14 protein-coding genes are annotated in these 13315 nt (G+C 61.7%); 7 read left to right on the plus strand and 7 right to left on the minus strand.

Features of this window, described 5'->3' with window-relative positions; all coding sequences use genetic code 11:
* Nucleotides 1–33: 33 nt before the first annotated feature.
* The 4 genes from clpS to NKI20_RS05695 form a co-directional block, all read right to left on the minus strand.
* Nucleotides 34–339, minus strand: a complete 306-nt coding sequence (gene clpS, locus NKI20_RS05680) for an ATP-dependent Clp protease adapter ClpS (protein ID WP_023760698.1) — start codon at nt 337–339, stop codon at nt 34–36.
* Nucleotides 340–473: 134 nt separating this feature from the next.
* On the minus strand, nt 474–779 hold the full coding sequence (locus NKI20_RS05685) for a hypothetical protein (RefSeq protein WP_352829019.1): 306 nt from the start codon (nt 777–779) through the stop codon (nt 474–476).
* 145 nt (nt 780–924) lie between these two features.
* Nucleotides 925–1203, minus strand: coding sequence for a hypothetical protein (locus tag NKI20_RS05690; protein ID WP_023760696.1), 279 nt, complete (start codon nt 1201–1203; stop codon nt 925–927).
* Nucleotides 1204–1241: 38 nt separating this feature from the next.
* Entirely contained in the window at nt 1242–1541 is a 300-nt protein-coding gene (locus tag NKI20_RS05695) for a hypothetical protein (RefSeq protein WP_023760695.1), read from the minus strand.
* A 233-nt stretch (nt 1542–1774) separates the two neighbouring features.
* On the opposite strand from NKI20_RS05695, the gene NKI20_RS05700 reads away from it, so the two are divergent.
* Nucleotides 1775–2491 carry a response regulator gene (locus NKI20_RS05700; RefSeq protein ID WP_352730502.1) on the plus strand — a complete coding sequence of 239 codons (717 nt, stop codon included), beginning with the start codon at nt 1775–1777 and terminating at the stop codon, nt 2489–2491.
* Nucleotides 2488–3894: an ATP-binding protein gene (locus tag NKI20_RS05705; RefSeq protein ID WP_352603513.1), complete on the plus strand. Its 1407-nt coding sequence runs from the start codon at nt 2488–2490 to the stop codon at nt 3892–3894. Before NKI20_RS05700 ends, NKI20_RS05705 begins: the two co-directional genes overlap by 4 nt.
* 52 nt (nt 3895–3946) lie before the next feature.
* On the opposite strand, the gene choV is transcribed toward NKI20_RS05705, so the two are convergent.
* From choV to NKI20_RS05720, 3 genes are all read right to left on the minus strand, one after another.
* Nucleotides 3947–5128, minus strand: a complete 1182-nt coding sequence (gene choV, locus NKI20_RS05710; RefSeq protein ID WP_352829023.1) for a choline ABC transporter ATP-binding protein — start codon at nt 5126–5128, stop codon at nt 3947–3949.
* Nucleotides 5125–5979, minus strand: a complete 855-nt coding sequence (gene choW, locus NKI20_RS05715) for a choline ABC transporter permease subunit (RefSeq protein WP_023760691.1) — start codon at nt 5977–5979, stop codon at nt 5125–5127. Before choW ends, choV begins: the two co-directional genes overlap by 4 nt.
* A gap of 120 nt (nt 5980–6099) precedes the next feature.
* Complete coding sequence (locus NKI20_RS05720; RefSeq protein ID WP_352829025.1) at nt 6100–7035, minus strand: choline ABC transporter substrate-binding protein; 936 nt, start codon at nt 7033–7035, stop codon at nt 6100–6102.
* A 419-nt stretch (nt 7036–7454) separates the two neighbouring features.
* Between NKI20_RS05720 and NKI20_RS05725 the strand changes: the two genes are divergently transcribed.
* The 5 genes from NKI20_RS05725 to NKI20_RS05745 all read left to right on the plus strand — a co-directional run bounded on the left by NKI20_RS05725 (nt 7455) and on the right by NKI20_RS05745 (nt 13096).
* Nucleotides 7455–8066, plus strand: coding sequence for a thymidine kinase (locus tag NKI20_RS05725; protein ID WP_352603515.1), 612 nt, complete (start codon nt 7455–7457; stop codon nt 8064–8066).
* 126 nt (nt 8067–8192) lie between these two features.
* Nucleotides 8193–8582, plus strand: a complete 390-nt coding sequence (locus NKI20_RS05730; protein WP_352829027.1) for a c-type cytochrome — start codon at nt 8193–8195, stop codon at nt 8580–8582.
* Nucleotides 8583–8895: 313 nt separating this feature from the next.
* Nucleotides 8896–9984 (plus strand): hypothetical protein, encoded by a 1089-nt coding sequence (locus NKI20_RS05735; RefSeq protein ID WP_023760687.1) that lies wholly within the window; start codon nt 8896–8898, stop codon nt 9982–9984.
* Between the two features lie 31 nt (nt 9985–10015).
* The gene (locus NKI20_RS05740) at nt 10016–11161 is read left to right on the plus strand and encodes a hypothetical protein (protein WP_352603517.1); all 1146 of its coding nucleotides are present in this window, start codon (nt 10016–10018) and stop codon (nt 11159–11161) included.
* A gap of 24 nt (nt 11162–11185) precedes the next feature.
* Nucleotides 11186–13096 (plus strand): AAA family ATPase, encoded by a 1911-nt coding sequence (locus tag NKI20_RS05745; protein ID WP_352829029.1) that lies wholly within the window; start codon nt 11186–11188, stop codon nt 13094–13096.
* The last annotated feature ends 219 nt before the right edge of the window (nt 13097–13315 follow it).

A 13315-nucleotide genomic window follows, 5' to 3' on the forward strand; every position in this document is an offset into this window, starting at 1 on the left:
CCCTTTGTGGGAGAAGGGAGAGAGCGAGCAGCCCTACTCCTCCGGCTCGGTCGTGAACATCAGCGGATAGCCCTTGGCCTTGCCGGCATCGGTAGCCCGCATCGCCTTGGTCTCGGCGACATCCTTGGTGAAGACGGCGACGACGCAGACGCCGCGCCGATGCGCGGTGATCATCACCCGGTGCGCCTGGTCTTCGCTGAGCTTGAACTCCCCCTTCAGCACCGTCACCACGAATTCGCGCGGGGTGAAATCGTCGTTGATGAGGATGACCTTGTAGAGCTTCGGCCGTTCGATCTGCGGCTTGACCTGTACGCGCGGTTTTGTGGTGATTTCAGGCATTGGAACTGACAATTTGCGTGAGCGATGTGGCCGCCATTCTGGCACCGGGGAAGGCGGTCGTCCATTTTGATCGAGGCGCCAACCGGTGTCCGGCGAGCGCGGCACTCACTATGTGGGAAACTGTCGGTTGCCGTTCAACGGCCGGGCCGGAAGCGTTTTCCCCCGGCATCCGCCCGGCGTTCCAGGAAGGCTGCGATCGGCCAGGCAATGATACAGATCAGGGTCGCGCCGGTCAGCACGATCAGCGACCAGGTCTGTGCCGGCGTGATGTAGTCCCAATTGGTGGAAATGACCGGCGCGAAAAGCGAAGGCTCGGTGCGCCCGCTCGCCGGATCCGGCACCGGGCTGGCGGTGAACAGGATAAGTACCCTGGAGATACCGGTGGCAACCAGGCCACCAAGCACCAACGAGCGCAGAATGGACGAAAGCCGCTTCTTCATGCGGATTGTCCTACACAACTGGCGTTGCAAACGGGTTAAGCGCGATCGAGATACGTGTTCAGTTTATCGACCATGCACTTGGCAAAAGACCGTCCCAGCCGATTTACGGCTGGAACGGCCTTGCTGGAACTGACCTCGAAGCTGATCAGGGCTTCTTCGGAGCAGCCTTCGGGGCCGCCTTCGAGGGCGCCTTCTTGACCGGGCACTTGTGCGTCTTGGTCACCTTGCAGACAGTCTTCTTGGCGACCTTTTTCGGAGCAGCCTTGGCGGCAGGAGCGGTGGTCGTCGCGGCAGCGGCCGGAGCGGTGGTCGTGGTGGCAGCAGCCGGCGCAGCGGTCGTGGTGGCGGCTGCGTTGCCGAGAACCGGCATCGAGAAGGCGAGAGCGACGGAGAGGCCGAGGGCGGACAGGAGGGACTTTTTCATGGCTTCGTTTCCTTTTTATGCGGGTCGAACTTCTGATGTCACTGAACCGGGTCGTTCGGTGTCACCCCAAGCAGCTTCAAAGCATTGGCGAGCATCCGGATGCCCTGCGCCTGTTTCTTGGCGGCGCAGTACCGGTTACCCTTTCTTTGAAGTGCCTTTGCCGCGGTGACCTGCGTTGCCGTGGCATGGGTTTCGAGGGCTTCATCAAATTGGTGGCTGAGATTGGCGCACCGTTCGCTCCGAGTGAGCGGCGCCTTTGCGTCCGATTGTCCGGCAGCGGCGGTGACCAGGCCAAGGCCCAGCAACGCACCCAACAAACTGATCGACAACCTTGGCATTGGTTTATCCGTAAACCCGGAGACTAGCGTCGCAGCCGATGACCTGACCGCCACGAGATCAGTTATGCCTTTGAAATTTTTCAGGAGTTTTTCTGAACTGTAGAATTTTGTTTCTGGATTGTGTCTGAGAAAGCCGGTGTGAACCCATCATCACCACTGGCCAACATATGGCCTGAATTCTATCGTGTGGGTGGCGACAGAACGGCTTGGCAATCAACAACGACAGGGCTCAAGTGAAATCCGACGCGCACATACTGATCGTCGACGACGACAAGGGCATTCGTGACCTGCTGCAGGAATTCTTCCAGAAGCGGGGCCTGCACACCTCGGTTGCCGCCGACGGTGTCGAGATGGAGGCCATCCTGCGCCGCGCGCAAGTCGATCTCATCGTCCTCGACGTGATGCTGCCCGGCAAGAGCGGGCTGGAGCTGTGCCGCGACCTGCGCGCCAAGTATTCGACGCCGATCATCATGCTGACCGCCGTCACCGAGACCACCGATCGCGTCGTCGGCCTGGAAATGGGCGCCGACGACTATGTGCCCAAACCGTTCGATCCGCGCGAGCTTTTGGCGCGCATCCGCGCCGTGCTGCGCCGCAATGGCGGCGCCGAGCCCAAGCGCGCCACCACCAGGCAGATCTACCGCTTCGCCGGCTGGACGATGGATTGCTCGCGGCGCCGGCTGATCGCGCCCGACGATGTCAGGGTCGAACTGACCATGGCCGAATTCAACCTGCTGCAGACCTTCGTCAAGAGCGCGCAGCGCGTGCTGACCCGTGACCAGCTCATCGAACTGTCCGGCGGCGATAGCGACTACTCCTTCGACCGCAGCATCGACATCCTGGTCAGCCGGTTGCGACGTAAGATGGAAGACGACCCGAAAACGCCCCAGTTCATCCTGACGGTGCGCAGCGGCGGCTACCAGTTTCTGCCTGAGACGACCTCCGAATGAAACGTTTCCTGCCGCAGACCTTGCCTGTCTGGGTGCTGCTGATCGTCATCGCCGGCCTGCTGATCAGTCAGGTCGCAACCCTCTATATCGTGTCGCGCGACCGCGCCGTCGCCAACGGCATCGTCGACCTCTACCGCCTCAACGACCGCGCCTTTTCTCTGGTGCAGCTGATGCATGACGCCACGCCGGAGCAACGCAAGGCGACGGCGACAGGCCTGTTCAATTCCACTTACGCGCTCACTATCTCGGACACGCCGGCGGTCACCTCGTCGATCGCAAGCGACGACGAACTGGCGGAACTCGAAGACATCCTTGTCGGCCGACTGTCGAAGTTCGGCATCACCGATGCGCGCGTGCGGCGCGACCCGGCGACGCGCGAGGCCGACGACGCCGACGGCACGGCGCCGGGGCCCGATATCGGCCAGGTCGAACGCGACCTTCTGGTGCTGGCCGCCAACTTTGCCCAGAGCGAGAAGCTGACGGCGTCGCTGCGTTTCGCCGACGGCCAATGGCTGAACTTCACCGAGCCGATCACGCCTGTCGGCCCGATCCTGAGCTTCGACAGTCTGCCGCTCTATTCGCTGATCGCCGGACTGGTGGTGATCATGTCGATCTGGTCGTTGCGCCGGCTGACGGCGCCCTACCGGATGATGGAAACCGCCGTGAACCGGATCGGCAAGGATCTGAAGAGCCCGCCGATCGCTGAAGGGGGCAGCCGCGAAGTCCGTGCCGCCGCCAAGGCGATCAACGCCATGCAGGCCCGGCTGCGCGAATATGTCGAGGATCGCGAACATCTGGCGGCTGCACTTGCGCATGATCTACGCACGCCGATGACCAGAATGCGCCTGCGCCTGGAGCTATTGCGCAAATCGGCGGTTCGCGAGGCGCTGGCGCACGATCTCGCCGATGTCGAGAGCATTGCCAGCTCGGTGATCGACTTCGCCACCTTCGAGGTGACCGAGGAGAAGAACGAGCGCATCGACTTCTGGTCGCTTGTGGAGTCGATCGCCGACGCCTATCCGGACGTGTCGTTTGAAGATGACACCCGCTCACGCGGCCTCATCTGCATGGCCCGGCCGGTCGCGCTCAAGCGCTGCGTCACCAATCTGCTGCAGAACGCGGTCACCTACGGCAAGAAGGCGCATCTCAGCCTGCGCCGATCGGAAAACATGATCCTGCTCACCATCCGCGATGAAGGACCGGGGATACCGCAGGCGCAGATCGACGCCGTGTTCGGCTCCTTCGTGCGCCTCGAACAATCCCGCAACCGCCAGACCGGCGGTCTCGGACTCGGCCTGACCATTGCCCGCAACATCGCGCGCGCCGCCGGCGGTGAGGTCAGCCTGTCCAACAACCCGGGCGGTGGCCTGCTGACGCAGCTGCGCCTGCCGCTGGCGACATAGAACGAGGCGCGTTCAATCGCAGCGCCTCGTCGACTTCGGTATCCGAAGAGCTTTACCGCCGCAGCACCGCGCTCAACACATCGCGGATGCCGATGGCGCCGACAAAGCGCGACTGGTCGTCGAACAGCGCCACGGGAGCGGTCTGCGAACGGTGCATGGCCAGCATGACGGTTTTCAGCGACGTGCCGGGATTGGCCCAGAACACCTGCGCTACTTCCTCGGGCTGGGCCTCGACGTCGGCGCATGACACCCACACCGCCGGCTTGCCGTCGCGTTCGGCCGCCGCCACCAGCCCGTGATCGTCGATCTTGAAGCGCGTCGTCTTGCGCCGATCGAGCCAGACCCAGCCATTGTCGCCGTGTTCCAGATCGCGGCGATCGCGCATCACGTTCCAGGCGGTCAGCACCGATAACGGGTTCACATTGGCGATGAAGTCGCGGACATAGTCGTTGGCGGGCCGCAGCACGATGTCTTCCGGCGCGCCGGTCTGCACGATGCGTCCGCCTTCCATGATGGTGATGTGGCTGCCGATCTTCAGCGCTTCCTCGAGGTCGTGGCTGACGAAGATGATGGTCTTCTTCAATTCGGCCTGCAATTGCAGCAGCTCGTCCTGCAGCTTGGTGCGGATCAGCGGGTCGAGTGCCGAGAACGGCTCGTCCATCAGAAGGATAGGCGCCTCGGTGGCGAACGCACGGGCCAGGCCGACGCGCTGCTGCATGCCGCCCGAAAGCTCATGCGCGTACTTCTTCGACCATTGGTCGAGATTGACCAGCTTGAGCTGGCGTTGCACGCGTTCCTTGCGCTCCAGCTCCGGCACGCCGGCCAGTTCGAGGCCGAGACCGACATTTTCCTCCACCGTGCGCCACGGCAGCAGGCCGAACTGCTGGAACACCATCGCCACCTGTTTCTGGCGCAGGCGCCGCAAGGTTGCCTCATCGCAAGTGACGACATCGACGGTCTTGTCGCCATCCTTGACCAGGACCTGGCCGCGCGACACCACGTTGAGTCGATTGACCGCCCGCAGCAATGTCGACTTGCCCGAACCGGACAGGCCCATCAGCACCGAGATCTCGCCCTCGTTCACGGTCAGGCTGGCGCCGGCGCAGCCAAGCACATTACCGGTCTTTTCGAGGATATCGGCACGGCTGGCGCCGGCGTCTATCATCGCCAAAGATCCGGCCTGATCGGCGCCGAAGACGATATCGACGTTCCTGAAATCAACGGCGACGGTCATTTCTTGCCTCCAACGCCGATGCGCGTCATGCGGTCGAGCACGATGGCCAGCACGACGATGGCCAGGCCGGCTTCAAGGCCGAGATCGATCTTGCGCGAGCCGAGCGCCCGGTTGATCTCGGTGCCGAGGCCGCCGGCACCGATGAGAGCCGCGAACACCACCATCGACAGCGAGAGCATGATCGACTGGGTGAGACCGGCCATGATGGTCGGCAGGGCCGATGGCAGCTCCACCTTCCAGAGCAGCTGGCTCTTGGTGGCGCCGAATGCCTCGCCTGCCTCGATGATCGACTTCGGCACCGAGACGACGCCCAGATGCGTGAGACGAACCGATGTCGGGATGACGAAGATAATGGTGACGATGAGGCCGGGCGCGTTGCCAAGGCCGAACAGCGTCAGCACCGGGATCAGGTAGACGAAGGTCGGCAGCGTCTGCATCAGGTCGAGCACCGGCAGCATGATCCGGTAGACCTTCGGCTTGTGAGCCGCCCAGATACCGAGTGGCACACCGATGGCCATCGACGCGGCGGCAGCGGCAACCACCAGCACCAGCGTCTCAACAGTCTGCTTCCAGAGGTTCTGGTTGAGGATGAACAGCAATCCGAAAAAGACCGCCACAGCCAGGCCTCTCGATCGCTGCAGATAATAGGCAAGCAGCGCAATCAGGGCGATGAGAAGGACGGGCGGTATATGCAGCAGCATATCGACCACGCCGTCGAGCAGGAAATTGAGGCCGCCCGAGAGGCCGCGGAAGAAAGTGTTGAAATTGTCGGTGAGGAAGGTGAAGAACGCTTTGCCCCATTCGCCGATGGGAATCTTGTAACCGACAAAGAATTTTGAAATCGGATCCATCTAGCCCCTCTTTGGCAGTCGCCGTCCTTGCCGGACAGTCATCTTGTCACAGGATATGAAAAAGGGCAGCCCTTTCTATATGGCTGCCCTCGCTCGGGTCATGTCGGATTCACAGTCGGCTCAGCTCCCGAGTGCGGTCTTTACCGCCGCGGCCGCGTCACCGCCATCGAAAGTGGTCACGCCGGCAATCCACGGAGCGACCGCGTCCGGATGCTTCTTCAACCAGTCGGTCGCGGCCGTGTTGGCGTCGCCGCCCTTGAGGATCGCGTCCATCATCTCGCCTTCCATATCGAGGTTGAACTTCAGGTTGGCGATGAACTTGCCGGCATTCGGGCACTCGGTGGTATAGCCCTTGCGCACATTGGTATGCACGGTGGCGGCGCCGAAGCCGCTGTCGCCCATACCATCGAGATAGGTGATCTTCATGGCGCCCATCACCGGATGCGGCGTCCAGCCGAGGAACGCGATCCACTCATTGCTTTTCATCGACTGCTCGGCCTGCGTCAGCATGCCGGCTTCCGAGGATTCGACCAGTTCGAAGCCTTCGAGATTGTCCTTCGGGTTCTTGATCATGTCGAGGATGATGCGGTTGCCATCGTTGCCGGCCTCGATCCCGTAGATCTTGCCGTTGAACTTGTCCTTGAACTTGCCGAGGTCGGTCAGCGTCTTGACGCCGGCGTCCGCCACATAGGTCGGCACGACGATGCCATAGCCGGCGCCGCTGAGGTTTTCGCTGATGGTCTCGACGGAGCCGTCGGCGGTGTAGTCCTTGATGTCGTTGGTCATCGACGGCATCCAGTTGCCGAGGAAGACGTCGAGGTCCTTGTTTTTCAGCGACGCATAGGTCACCGGAACCGATAGCTGGATCACCTGCGGCTCGTAGCCGAGTGCGGTCAGCAGTACGGAAGCGATGCCGGTCGTCGCCTGGATGTCGGTCCACCCGACATCGGAAAGACGCACCGCCTTGCAGCTCGCCGGATCACCGGCGAAGGCAGCGCTCGTGGACAAGAAAGCCACCAGGCCGAGGCCGGCGACGAAAGAGTTCATACGCGACATAGGTAGTCTCCCATTGTGATTCTTTGGCGAAGCATAGCTACGGTTTCTCTGCCCGCCTTGTTTCGTCAGCCAAACACCATTCTGGTGCGGTTTCAAGCACTAAGGCAATCACGATCAACGGCGCAGACTGGCCAATCAGCGACACGGCTGACGCTTTTGTCTTGCCAGACAGTTTTTCAGGGGCCAGACAGTTTTTTCAGGAGCGAGGCGGCTTTTTCGGGGAAAGCCTGCCGTGGCCCCTCCCCGTATCAGGCCAAGTCGGCATAAGGTCTGTTTAGATTCAGGTCAGGCCGAGACGAAAATGGTGGACTCCGAGAACCGGAGCGGAGCGTACTTTTGGCTACGTGAGCACCGGAAGCGCAGGAACCGCCATTTGCAGGCCGGCATCACCTGAATATCAACAGACCGTAAAGGGCCGCATGGCTAAGCTCTACTTCCACTATGCAACAATGAACGCCGGCAAGACCACGATGCTGTTGCAGGCGTCGTACAATTATCGCGAGCGCGGCATGGGCACGATGCTGTTCGTCGCCGGTCACTACCGCAAGGGCGATACCGGCCTGATCTCGTCGCGCATCGGCCTGGAGACGGAAGCCGAGATGTTCCGCGACGGTGACGATCTGTTCGCCCGCGTCGCCGATCATCACGCGCATACATCGGTGCATTGCGTCTTTGTCGATGAGGCGCAGTTTCTCGAAGAGGAGCAGGTCTGGCAGCTCGCCCGCATCGCCGACCGGCTGAACATCCCGGTCATGTGTTACGGCTTGCGCACCGATTTCCAGGGCAATCTGTTCTCCGGCTCTCGCGCGCTGCTGGCCATCGCCGACGATTTGCGCGAAGTGCGCACCATCTGCCGCTGTGGCCGCAAGGCGACGATGGTGGTGCGCCTTGGACCTGACGGCAAGGTGGCGCGTCAGGGCGAGCAGGTGGCGATCGGCAAGGACGTTTACGTCTCGCTCTGCCGTCGCCACTGGGAGGAAGAGATGGGCCGCGCCGCGCCCGACGACTTCATCGGCTTTATCAAAGGCTGAACGCCCGGTGACCTTGCCCAGGCCCGATGCAACCCGATCGGCATCTTCCGCAATCGCGCCGCGATGCAGCGTTTGTTAAGGTCTCGGTCCTACAACGCCGCCAGCCAGAGCTCTTCGGGGTCAGCCATGTTTCGCGCCGCTTCGTCCGCCAGCATTCTTCTCCTTGCCACCTCGCTTGCCGCCAATGCCGGCGGCGACCCGGCCCTTGGCAAGAAGGTCTTCAGCCGGTGCATCGCCTGTCATGAAGCAGCCACCGACCGCGACAAGGTCGGTCCGCATTTGATGGGCGTCGTCGGCCGCGCAGCCGGTAGTGCCGAGAGCTTTCTTGGTCATTACTCCGAGGCGATGAAGAGCGCCGGTGGCGCCGGCCTGGTCTGGGACGAAGCCAACCTTGCCGAATATCTCAGGGCACCTCGGCTCAAGGTGCCCGGTAACAGGATGGCGTTTGCCGGCCTGGCCAACGACGACGACATCGCCAACGTCATCGCCTATCTGAAAGCCGATCCCAAGCCCTGACCCGCTGCACGCACGTCTCTGTGACGCCGGCGTTCGCTTCGCATGTCGCCGCCGCTATTGCTGTATTGATTTGCCAACTACAAAGGCATCCCGTGCGCCGTCGTGTTGCGGCATTAAAGTTCAATGGCAGTTGAACTATGACTGACCGGCAGGCTAGTCACGCCATGACCTCGCCTCCATTGCCTTGCAAGACCGTGACCGAATATTTTGTTTTCGGGGCGGGTCTTGTCTTGCGTCTTTCAATCCCCGGATGCCCCACATATATTCGCCGCTGTTCGCGACCAGCGACGTAATGCCGAAGCGGGAGGCCCCAATGGCGACATTGCAGAATTTCGATGCCGAAATTGCCAAGACCAAGCAGGTCGTGCAGGACATGCGCAGCAAGATCGAGCAGTCCGGCACCGTGCTTGATACGCTCGCCACCGCCGACAAGAAGATCGGCGACGCGAATTTCGACATCGAGAACGCCCGCATCGAGGATGTGCTGAAGCAGCAGAAGGTCATGGAAGGCAACATCGCCGACCTGATCATCGGGCTGGAGGACGCCACCAACGTCTTCGGCGCCGAGTTCGAGAGCATGAAGAACTACACCGGCTGGGAAAAATTCATCGGCGTCTTTTCCAGCCAGAGCAAGCAGCGCATGCGTACCGACCGCGTCCGCAACATGTCGCTAGCGGGCAATCTGCAGGAACTGCTGGTCAAGTCCGACACCATCGTCGGCATCCTGAAGGCCCAGAAAGGGGTTCTCGACCAGCGCTACAAGACGTCCGAGACCAGCCTGTCGCAGGTCATCGAGCGGCGCAAGACCACCATGACCAACCTCGAAGCTGTGCAAAAGCGCATCGAGGAACTCAATCCGATGCTGCTCGACATCGAAAACAAGATCGCCGCCTCGACCAGCCAGAAGGAGCGCACGCAGCTCGAAGGCGAGCGCTCCAAGCTGGCGACGGAATACAATGAAAAGCAAGCCAAGGAACAGGAACTGCTGGCCGAGAGCCAGACGCTCGAGCGCTACACCTCGATGTTCCAGACCTTTGTCGATTCGCTCAACAACCAGATCGCCGCGCAGTCGACGCTGATCAACAAGCTGACCATCGATACCGAGCAACGTATCGTCCTCTACAAGGCGCTCGAAGATTCGCTGAAGACCGCCGCCCAGCAGGACGTCGCCCACAAGATCAACACGCTGGGCAGCCAGGTCGACAACACCGCCGAGGAAACCATGGCCGGCATCGGCGCTGCTTCGCAAAAGCACATCGGCGACCTGCTCGAGATGCACGAGAAGAACATGGTCGCCACCGCCGACATCCAGCGCCGCAAGAAGCTGGCCGACGATGCCTTTGCCCGCCGCTTCGACGAGGTGTTGAAGAAGCACAACTCGGCAAACTACGTGCAGTCCTAGGAGTGGCAGAACGGCCCGCGAGCGTACAGGCATGACCCCCGAAAACGAAGCGGCGGCACGGTATTTCTCTGCCATCACGGCCGCGCTCAGCGGCCTTGAAGTGTTCATGCGCGACGATCGCTCGCCGCTCTACCGGCATGGCATCGTCGCCAAGATCGTCGCCGAATACATCGCCCGGCTCGACAAGTCTTTTTCCTGCTGGCGCAATCGGCTGGGCTTCATGGACACTTTCCGCATTTCGCGCGCCGAGAGCGGATTTCCGGTGTTCCAGAACCTGCTCGAACTGGAAAATGACCGCCGCCAGGCGGACGCACGGCTCGCCAACATTCCGCTGGCCGGCGAGTTGCGCGAGGAGATGGCCGACTTCATCCTGCGCCACAAGGAGTTCCCCGAGGCGTTGCAGAAGTCGATGGCCGAACGGCTTTACCTTGAGGACGTGAAAAGCGAAAACACGTTCGGCTCGTTCACACTGGCGCAAACGGCCAAGGTCTCGGTCAACCCGAAGACGGGGCGTCCCTACTATCTCGTCCACTGGGCGACGTTCGACGGCAGCGCCAACCTGCCGCTGGTCTACATGGTGACGGTCGAGGATTCTTCCGAAGACATGGTCCGACAGCTTGTCGACAGAAACGGCAAGCTGAACGAGACGATCGACATCCCTCTGCCGGTCGATGGCCTGCTCAATCCCGAGCTCGCCCATCGTTTCGACGATTTCACCGAGAAGAATTCGGCCTATACGCTGTCGCCAGCGACCATCGCGGTCAACCTCGACAAGGATTTCGAGCCGCTGCACCCCAAGCAGCTGCGCCGCGTCGTGCTCGGTCCATTCTATTCGGCCGGCATTACCGACAACAATTCGACGGTGACCGAGGTGCTCGCCAAGGTGCGCAAGCCGGAAAACGCCTGGCTGCTGACCTGGACCATCCAGGAGGTCTATTCCAAAGCCGAGAAGCCCGGTCGCAAGGGGCTGTTTTCAAGCGAGAAGACGACGCAGGAATTCTTCATCAACACCGACGATCTGGAAGCCGCGCGCCAGGGTGTGTCGAGCTACGAAAACCACGCGCTGATCCCGCACGAAGCTTACCAGGCACTCTACGCCGTCGGCGAGGCGCAGAAGATTTTTGCCGGCTACAAGGTTCACATCCTGTCCAACGGGCAGGTCATCTCAGACGTCTGACCGTCACACCACGGAGCACCCTTCATGGATACCGGCCTGACCACCATCCCGGAAGCTGCTATCGAGAAGCACCGCGCCACCGCGCAGAGCTTCATCACCCGCATTGTCGTGCTGGAGGATCCGTCACGTGAGTCCGGCACGGCACTTGCCGGCACCAATCGCCGCTTCGTCTCGACCGTCTCGGTCGGCTCGGTGCGCCGCACGCGCGAGGTCGAGCTGTCGAAGACCGTCGGCGCCGTCCATCCCGACGATCAGTTGCTGACCATCCCGCAGCACACGCTTCTGTTTCGGGCCCGGCGCGGCACGGCGATCGCGCTCGCAATATCGGACGTTTTTGCTGAAGGCTCGGACCTCGAAAGCCTGCAGGCCAGGAACACCCGCGCCCCGCTCGAGGGCGACGAGGCGTCCACCTTCAAGAAGCTTCTGTCGGCCTCGGCCTACGTCTCCGCCTTCAGCCTCGCCTCCTATCTGTTCCAGTTGATCGACAGCGACGGCGAGGCACCCAACGATATCCCCGAGCCGGATTTCCTGTTCGACACGCCGCAAGATGCGGTGAAGTCGATCCTGGCCGGGCTCGACAAGGCGATCTCAGGCTCGTCCGATGATGCCGACTTGATGACCAGGGCGCGGGCCTTTTCCCGCGTCGCCATCGATGGGCTTTTGGCCCGCAAGGGTCGCTTCGACGGCATCGGCCCGTTCGAGAACGCCCATATCCGCATCGATGTCGATGACTTCACCCTCGATGGCTTTGACGTTGCCCCGGGCAAGCGCTCCAAGCCGCTGGTGATGACCTTCAAGAAGCCGGAGGAGGTCGTCGGCAATCACATCGCCAAATACCAGTCGGTCAAGCTCGCCAAGATGCTGATGGCCTACGACTTCGAGCGCGAGATGAACCCGTTCGTCGAGCTCGGCGGCTTCCTGTTCACCTTCATCGGCGACGGCGCGCCCGGCACCGGCAAGACGACGCTGATCCAGATGATCGCCGGCCTCGTCAACGGCTATTGTCAGGTCGCCGGCTATCCCTTCGCCTATGAGAATTTCGGCGTCGACCAGATCTCGTCCTATCAGGGCAAGTCCGGCCAGAACTGCCGTCAGTTCATCAACAATGTCTTGAACCCGCGCGTCATCGGCTTCGGCACCATCGACGACATCGACCAGGTGGCGGCGCGCCGCTCCGACGACCGCGCCTCGGCCGGCCAGCAGGAGATCACCGGCGTCTTGATGGATGCCTTCGCGGGCGCCGCCACCGTGGTGCGCGGCAATTGCTCGTTCGGCATGTTTTCCAACTATCCCGAGAACGTCGACGATGCGCTGCGCCAGCGCGCCGGCGCGCGCTGGCTGGTCGACGGGCCGCAGAGCCGCGACGACTACATCGACATCTTCGTGCTGCTTGCCGGCAAGAACCACAAGATACCGCTCGGCGACCACAAGCTCTACGCCGCGCAGGAGGTCCAGCGCGCCGTGACCGAAGCCTATGAGGAGCATGAGAAGCCGAGGGAAGACGGGCTGATGAAGGTCTACGAGCGCTACATGAAAGAGAACGGCGCGCCGAAATCGATGGCCGACATCGGCACCTATCTGCACCTGATCAAGGATGCCGAGCCGCGCTTCACCGGCCGCGCCATCAAGAACGTCACCGACGCCATCAAGATGCGCGCCATGGACATCGAGCTGCCCGACGACTGGTTCGAGAAGCCGGAAGTCTTCATGCACAAGGGCTACGACGAGAAGAAAGCGATGATCGAGGAACTGCGCGGGCCGTTCTCGATGGACATGGTCATGCAGGAGATCAACCGCTACGCCGACAGCGAGTTCCGCTATTCCGACAAGTCCGACGACTCAGCGGTGGAAAAACTGCTGCGCGACGCGCGGCTACGCGAACGGGCTGCGCGAGAGATGGAGGAGATGAAGAAGAAGGGGCTTTGGAATGCGTGAGTGCGCGCCTACCCCCCTCTGGCCTGCCGGCCATCCCCTCAAGGGGGGAGATCGACTTTCACCATCGCTTTCGCCAATCTTCAACGTATCTGGAAGAGCGGCATGGACGACGCTGCCAATCTCCCCCCTTGAGGGCAGGGCTATCGCATATGAGTAAAGAGCTGGAAGAGGAAGTCTCTGTTCCATCTGGCTCTTCGCATCTTGCTGGCGATGGGTTTG

The sequence above is a fragment of the Mesorhizobium sp. M0830 genome (assembly GCF_040319965.1).
In the GTDB taxonomy this organism is placed as follows: domain Bacteria; phylum Pseudomonadota; class Alphaproteobacteria; order Rhizobiales; family Rhizobiaceae; genus Mesorhizobium.

What these genes read in the sequence shown, in the direction of transcription:
- NKI20_RS05690 (WP_023760696.1), bottom strand. Translation starts at nt 1,203, where the DNA reads ATGAAAAAGTCCCTCCTGTCCGCCCTCGGCCTCTCCGTCGCTCTCGCC.
- NKI20_RS05685 (WP_352829019.1), bottom strand. Translation starts at nt 779, where the DNA reads ATGAAGAAGCGGCTTTCGTCCATTCTGCGCTCGTTGGTGCTTGGTGGC.
- choV (WP_352829023.1), bottom strand. Translation starts at nt 5,128, where the DNA reads ATGACCGTCGCCGTTGATTTCAGGAACGTCGATATCGTCTTCGGCGCC.
- NKI20_RS05730 (WP_352829027.1), top strand. Translation starts at nt 8,193, where the DNA reads ATGTTTCGCGCCGCTTCGTCCGCCAGCATTCTTCTCCTTGCCACCTCG.
- NKI20_RS05725 (WP_352603515.1), top strand. Translation starts at nt 7,455, where the DNA reads ATGGCTAAGCTCTACTTCCACTATGCAACAATGAACGCCGGCAAGACC.
- NKI20_RS05695 (WP_023760695.1), bottom strand. Translation starts at nt 1,541, where the DNA reads ATGCCAAGGTTGTCGATCAGTTTGTTGGGTGCGTTGCTGGGCCTTGGC.
- choW (WP_023760691.1), bottom strand. Translation starts at nt 5,979, where the DNA reads ATGGATCCGATTTCAAAATTCTTTGTCGGTTACAAGATTCCCATCGGC.
- NKI20_RS05705 (WP_352603513.1), top strand. Translation starts at nt 2,488, where the DNA reads ATGAAACGTTTCCTGCCGCAGACCTTGCCTGTCTGGGTGCTGCTGATC.
- NKI20_RS05745 (WP_352829029.1), top strand. Translation starts at nt 11,186, where the DNA reads ATGGATACCGGCCTGACCACCATCCCGGAAGCTGCTATCGAGAAGCAC.
- NKI20_RS05735 (WP_023760687.1), top strand. Translation starts at nt 8,896, where the DNA reads ATGGCGACATTGCAGAATTTCGATGCCGAAATTGCCAAGACCAAGCAG.
- NKI20_RS05740 (WP_352603517.1), top strand. Translation starts at nt 10,016, where the DNA reads ATGACCCCCGAAAACGAAGCGGCGGCACGGTATTTCTCTGCCATCACG.
- clpS (WP_023760698.1), bottom strand. Translation starts at nt 339, where the DNA reads ATGCCTGAAATCACCACAAAACCGCGCGTACAGGTCAAGCCGCAGATC.
- NKI20_RS05720 (WP_352829025.1), bottom strand. Translation starts at nt 7,035, where the DNA reads ATGTCGCGTATGAACTCTTTCGTCGCCGGCCTCGGCCTGGTGGCTTTC.